Origin of the sequence: Arthrobacter sp. 3Tela_A (assembly GCF_049311025.1) — a bacterium.
Classification (GTDB): Bacteria; Actinomycetota; Actinomycetes; order Actinomycetales; family Micrococcaceae; genus Arthrobacter_B.
Map to the genome: position 1 here is coordinate 129,800 of NZ_JAXIOM010000002.1, position 6,482 is coordinate 136,281.

Below are 6,482 nucleotides of genomic sequence, written 5' to 3' on the forward strand. Positions count from 1 at the left end.
GAATCCCTTCCGGCTCAGAGGCCGTTGCTGACCATTTCAAGGAAGTGTGCCCGCATGCGGGCCGGGTCGGGCCGGACGCCCGTGATGAGTTCAAACGCATCAACGGCCTGGCCCACGGCCATGTGTCCCCCGTCCAGGACACGGCAGCCCAGTGCCTCTGCGGTCTCGATGAGCTTGGTCCGGACCGGACGGTAAATCACGTCTGCCACCCAGAGCCCGGGACGCAGCAGGGCAGGATCCACCGGCATTCCGGGGTGGGAGTGCATACCCACGGGGGTCGCCTGGATAAACCCGTCCGCGGCGGCCATCGCAGCCGGAAGGTCCGCGGCAGCGCCGGCAGTCACCTTCGCAGCCGGGAACAGTGCCGAGAGTGCCTGGGCACGCTCCTGCACACGTGCAGGGTCGAGATCCACCAGGGTGAGCTCGCCGACGCCGGCCTTGAGCAGAGCATAGGCGACGGCGGCACCTGCGCCGCCGGCCCCCAGCTGGACAACCTTGTCCAGCGCTGCCCCGGGAAGGCCGGTGGCCAGCGCCCGGCCGAAGCCGGAGTGGTCCGTGTTGTGCCCGATGAAACCGGACTCGGTAACCAGGACGGTGTTAACGGCACCCAGCCGCGCGGCGTCGTCGGACACCTCGTCGAGGTGCTCCATCACCAGCTGCTTGCAGGGATGGGTGACGTTGAAGGCGTTGAAGCCCAGGTCGCGGCCGTAGCGCAGCAGGTCACCGACTTCGGTTCCGCTGCGGCCGTTTACCGTGAGGTCCACCGGGCGGTACAGGTACTGCAGTCCGTTTTCCTGTGCCTCCCGCTCATGCATGGGCGGGGTCAGGGACGCGGTGATCCCTTCGCCTATCAGCCCGACGAGCCAGGATTCGGTGGTGGTGCTCAAGTGGTTCTCCCTTCGGTGCCCGCGACGGGCCAGACCCACGGTACCGGCCTGTTCATAAAATGCACAAGTGTGCGCTTTTCGCACATATGTGTTGCATCTGACTATGGTGCGGGTTACATTGTGGTGTTCGCATGAAGCACTGCTGTGCGTTTACCGCACACAATCCCATGGAGGCCCTATATGAGCGCTGCACCGACGCAGTCCGCCCAAGCCACCGCCAAGACCCCGAAGAAGGCCGCTGCGGCTAGCTTCATGGGCAGCGCGGTCGAGTACTACGACTTCTTCATTTTCGGCACGGCCGCATCGCTCATCTTCCCGTACGTGTTCTTCCCGGACGCAGACGCACAGGCGAGCATCATGTCCCTGGCCACGTTCGGGTTCGCCTACATTGCCCGCCCGGTCGGTGCGGTAATCCTGGGCCACTTCGGTGACCGTGTGGGCCGGCAGAAGATCCTTATGTTCACCCTGGTCCTCATGGGCGCCTCCACCTTCCTGATCGGCTGCCTCCCGGACTTCAACACCATCGGCTGGTGGGCTCCCACCCTTCTGGTGCTCTGCCGCCTGGCCCAGGGCCTCTCCGCGGCAGGCGAGCAGGCCGGTGCCAGCTCCATGACGCTGGAGCACGCCCCCGACGGTCGCCGCGCGTTCTTCACCTCCTGGACCCTCACGGGCACCCAGGGCGGCCAGATTCTGGCTGCAATGGTGTTCATTCCCGTCATGGCCCTGCCTGATGACATCAAGTACAGCTTTGGCTGGCGCATCCCGTTCTGGCTCAGCGCCGTCGTTGTTATTGTCACCTTCTTCATCCGCCGCACCCTGCACGAGACCCCCACCTTCCAGGAAGCAAAGGCGAACAACCAGATTGCCAAGCTGCCGGTAGGCGACCTGCTCAAGAACCACTGGCGCGACGTCCTGCGGGTCATCTGCTGTGCCTTCATCGCCGCCGTCTCCACCGTCTACGGCACCCTGGCCATCAAGTACGGCACCGAAGTGGGCAACGTCGACGCCGCCATCACGCTCTGGCTCGTAGTGGCCGGCAACATCGCGGCACTCTGCACCCAGCCGCTGTTCGGCATGGCTGCCGACCGCTTTGGCCGCAAGCCGGTGTTCATTTACGGGGCCCTCTCCAGCGCTGCCGTGATGCCGTTCTATCTGCTGTCCATGGAGTCCGGTAACTCCCTGCTGCAGTTCGCTCTCTCCGTGGTGGTCTTCGGCTGCGGCTACGCTGCCGCGAACGCTGTGTGGCCGTCCTTCTACGCCGAAATGTTCAGTGCCCGGGTCCGCTTCTCCGGCCTGGCCATCGGCACCCAGCTGGGCTTCCTGATGGCCGGCTTCGCCCCGTCCATCGTCGCCGCGCTCGGCGGCCTGGAGCCGGGCGGCTGGGTAGTGATCAGCTGGTTCACCGCTGCCATTGCAGGCATCGCGTCGATCTCCGCGCTGACCGCGAAGGAATCATTCCGCATTCCGACGGCCGAACTGGGCCTGAAGAAGTAGGTCCGAACGCCCAAACGGCCGGCCCCGCGCCTCTGCGCGGGGGCGGCCGTTTCGTTAATGCCTGCGAATGCCGGTTAGTGCCCGTTGTTGCCTGCTAACCGGCGTCCAGCCTGCGCTGCCGCCGCGCCGACCAGGCAAGGTAGCCGCCCAGCGCACCGGTGGAAGCCAGGCCTGCCCCCATCAGGGGCGCCTGCCAGCCGCGCCACCGGTCGGCGTCGCCCAGTGTCAGCTCCCCGACGCCGCGGATGAAGGCTGCCGCGAAAATGGCCGCCACCATGCGGTTGCCCACCCGTTCCAGGCGCTCCACGAGGGGAACCAGGTCTCCGGCACGCAGATGCACCTCCATGCCCTCAAAGTCCAGGGTATTGATAAGCCGCTGCAGCTGCCCCGGAAGTTCCGTTCCCAGCTCCAGCAGTTCTCCACCGGCTTTGCCCAGCCTCCTGGCGTAGGCCGCCGGGTTCAGCTGCTGCACGGTCATGCGGCGCGCGTAGGGGGACAGGGTTTTTCCCATGCTGAAGTCCGGATCCAGGACCTCCCCCATACCCTCCGTCATAATCAGCATCCGCAGCAGCAGCGCAATTTCCCCGGGCAGCTGAAGATGGTGGTTTCGGATGATCGCCAGGCCGCTGGTAATGATGCGCCCCACGGGTGCGTCCCCGAGGGTGCGGTTGGAGTACAGCCGGATGAGGCCGGAGAGGTCCATTCGAAGCCTGATCCGGTCCGGGCGGGTCCGCGAGACGGTCATCCGCATAAGGGCCGTTGCCATCCGTTCCGGGTCCTTGCGGATGACGGCGACGAACAGCGCGGACAGCTGCCCCCGGAGCTTGTCATCCAGCTCCCCCACCATGCCGAAGTCGATCAGCCCAATCTGGGAGTTGGGCTGAACAAAGATGTTCCCGGGATGCGGGTCGGCGTGGAAGAAGCCGTCTTCGAACACCATCTTCATTTCCGTGTTTGCTGCTGTGACAGCCAGCGCCTTGCGGTCCAGGCCCGCCGCTTCCAGGGCCTTGGTATCGGTCACCTTCATGCCGTAGAGGCGCTGCATGGTGAGCACCTTGGACGTGCTGTGCTCCCAGTAGACGTGCGGGATGACGACGGCGGAATCATCCTCGAAGTTCAGCGCAAAGCGGTCCGCGTTGTGGCCTTCCTGCACGTAGTCCATTTCCTTGCGCAGGGTATCCGCGAATTCATCCATAAAACCCTTGACGTCGTAATCCCTGGCAGCCTCCCAGTGCCGGCTGGCATAGCCGGCCAGGGACTGGAGTATGGACAGGTCCGCCTCGACTTCCGGCACAATTCCGGGCCGCCGGACCTTTACCACCACTGAGGAGCCGTCCTTGAGCGTGGCGGCATAGGCCTGCCCGATCGAGGCGCTGGCGATCGGCGTCGTGTTGAACTCCGCGAAGACTTCCAGCGGGTCGGCGCCCAGCTCCTGGCGCAGCGAAATCCGGACGTCATCCCAGGCCGCCGGAGTGGCGGAATCCTGCAGCTTGGCCAGTTCATCCATGTACGCCGGCGGCAGCAGGTCCGGACGGGTGGAGAGCAGCTGGCCCAGCTTCACGTACGTCGGCCCCAGCTCCTCCAGGGCGCGGCGCAGGTACTCCGGGCTCGCCATCCGCCCCGAGTCAGTGCCGTCGCCGTCGCGCCGCCGGAACGGCAGCCAGGACTCCAGCCCGGAGACGGAAACCAGGTATCCCAGGCCGTTGCGGTAGAGGATCTCTGCCATTTGCCGATAGCGGTCGAAACGGGTCTTCATCGCCTTCTTTCCGTTGGCCTGCCACCGTGCATCGCTGCGGCACGGCAGAACTCCAGTCCGGGGAACCATACAGCGGCCCCGCGTTAAGGGAACGATAGTCCCTCACACACGGCACACAACAGGGACGCTGCCGCCCCTCCGGCGGCGGGGGCGTGCATCCGCGCGGCACTCTTTCGCAGCGTCCCTGCCCCCGCCTAGACTCAAGCCCCCCGCCTGGAACGGCCAAGCATCAGGAGAGCAGCCATGCCATTCGAAGACAACGGGCTGGATCCGGCCCGGAAAGCAGCCCTGCTGACCGGGGCGGGAATGTGGCGAACCGCAGGCTCAGCAGAGGCCGGCATCCGCGCCCTCACCCTGACCGATGGTCCGCACGGGGTTCGGCTGGCAGCCGGGGATGATGCTGGTCCCGCCCTGGGCGAGTCACGGCCTGCTACCTGTTTTCCGGCAGAGTGCGCAACCGCCAGTTCCTGGGATCCGGAACTGCTTGAAGAGCTCGGCCGCGCGGCTGGCCGTGAAGCTGCCTCCTACGGGGTCGACGTCCTGCTGGGTCCGGGCCTGAACATCAAGCGTTCCCCGCTGGGCGGACGCAACTTCGAGTATTTTTCCGAGGATCCGATGCTCACCGGTGCCCTCGGCGCTGCCTGGACCAGGGGTGTGCAGTCCTGCGGGGTAGCCGCCTCGCCCAAGCACTTCGCCGCCAACAACCAGGAGACCGGCCGGATGACGGTGGACGTGATCGTGGACGAGCGGACCCTGCGGGAAATCTACCTGCGGGCCTTCGAAACGGTAGTGAAGGTGGCTGGACCCTGGACGGTCATGGCAGCGTACAACCGCATCAACGGCTTCCACGCCGCCCAGGACCCGTGGCTGCTTAACCGCGTCCTGCGGGGTGAATGGGGGTTCGACGGCGTTGTGATGTCCGACTGGGGAGCAGTAACCGACCGTGCTGCCGCCCTGGCGGCAGGACTGGACCTGGAAATGCCCTCGTCTTCAGGGCTGGGCCCCAGGGAACTGGTTGCCGGCCTCGAGGCGGGGCTCGTTTCCCCCGAGGACGTGGATGCATCCCTGGACCGGATGCATGAACTGGGCAGGCGCACGGACGGCCGGACCGGCGAAGCACCGGACTTCGCCGCGCACAACGCGCTCGCCCGGCGCGCGGCGGCGGCCTCCATGGTGCTGCTGAAGAACGACGGCGGGCTGCTGCCCTTCTCTCCCGGGGCATCGCTGGCCGTGATCGGCGAACTGGCCCGGACACCTCGTTATCAGGGCAGCGGATCATCGCGGGTGAACCCCACCAGGCTCAGTACACCCTGGTCGGCCATATCGGACCGGGCAGCCCAGGCATCCTTCTCCCCCGGCTACAGTCTTGGGGACCTGGACCCGGACACGGAACTGATTGAGGAGGCAGTCCGCGCCGCTGCAGCAGCAGACCAGGTGGCGGTCTTCCTGGGGCTGCCCGACGCGGCCGAGACGGAAGGCCTGGACCGCAGCACATTGGAGCTTCCCGAAGCCCAGCTGCGCCTGCTTGACGCCGTCGCGCGGGTGCGCCCGGACGTGGCAGTCATCCTCGCGAACGGTTCAGTGGTGGACACAGCCTGGGCCGCGGACACCGCAGCAGTGCTGGAAACCTGGCTGCCGGGCCAGGCCGGCGGAGACGCCGTGGCTGATGTGCTGCTGGGGCAGGTGAATCCCTCAGGCAAACTTGCCGAGACGTTCCCGCGCAGGCTGGAGGACACCCCTGCATACGGCAACTTCCCCGGCGAAGCGGGCCAGGTGCGTTACGGCGAGGGCCTGCTGGTCGGCTACCGCTGGTACGACACCCGGAAGCTGGAACCGGCGTTCCCCTTTGGCCACGGGCTGAGCTACACCGACTTCAGCTACTCGGATCTGACGGCCTCCGTGACGGAAAATGCGGGCAGCCCCGGAGTGCAGGTGCAGCTGACGCTGACCAACTCGGGCGCAGTGCAAGGCGCGGAAGTCGTCCAGGTCTACGTCGCCTCCCCGTCCGGCGCGGTGCCGCGGCCGGAACAGGAACTGCGCGGTTTCCAGCGCGTAAGCCTGGGCCCCGGGGACACCCGCATGCTCACCCTGGACCTGCCGCCCGGCAGCCTGGACCGGTTTGATCCGGTCACGCGCACCTGGGTGACCGATCCCGGAACCTATGAAATCCGGGCCGGGTCTTCCTCGCGCGATATCCGTCTCACCGCAGCAATCGAGATCACGGCACCGGTGCCGCAGCCCCTGCCCACGGCGTCATCCAGCCTGGCGGAATGGATGCAGCATCCGGTGGGTGCAGCCGTCCTGGCTGAGGCCTTCGGGGCTGGGGCTTTCGGGGCTGGGGCGGC

4 protein-coding genes are annotated in these 6,482 nt (G+C 66.5%); 2 read left to right on the plus strand and 2 right to left on the minus strand.

Translation table 11 applies throughout. The features are described 5' to 3' along the window. Positions 1–14 precede the first annotated feature (14 nt). On the minus strand, positions 15–887 hold the full coding sequence (locus TVC13_RS01620) for a shikimate dehydrogenase (protein ID WP_422399492.1): 873 nt from the start codon (positions 885–887) through the stop codon (positions 15–17). 180 nt (positions 888–1,067) lie between these two features. On the opposite strand from TVC13_RS01620, the gene TVC13_RS01625 reads away from it, so the two are divergent. After that, positions 1,068–2,381 (plus strand): MFS transporter, encoded by a 1,314-nt coding sequence (locus tag TVC13_RS01625; RefSeq protein ID WP_422399493.1) that lies wholly within the window; start codon positions 1,068–1,070, stop codon positions 2,379–2,381. A 94-nt stretch (positions 2,382–2,475) separates the two neighbouring features. On the opposite strand, the gene TVC13_RS01630 is transcribed toward TVC13_RS01625, so the two are convergent. Beyond that, positions 2,476–4,137 carry an ABC1 kinase family protein gene (locus tag TVC13_RS01630; RefSeq protein ID WP_422399494.1) on the minus strand — a complete coding sequence of 554 codons (1,662 nt, stop codon included), beginning with the start codon at positions 4,135–4,137 and terminating at the stop codon, positions 2,476–2,478. Between the two features lie 243 nt (positions 4,138–4,380). Between TVC13_RS01630 and TVC13_RS01635 the strand changes: the two genes are divergently transcribed. Further along, a partial coding sequence (locus TVC13_RS01635) for a glycoside hydrolase family 3 C-terminal domain-containing protein (protein ID WP_422399495.1) occupies positions 4,381–6,482 on the plus strand: 2,102 nt, incomplete at its 3' end.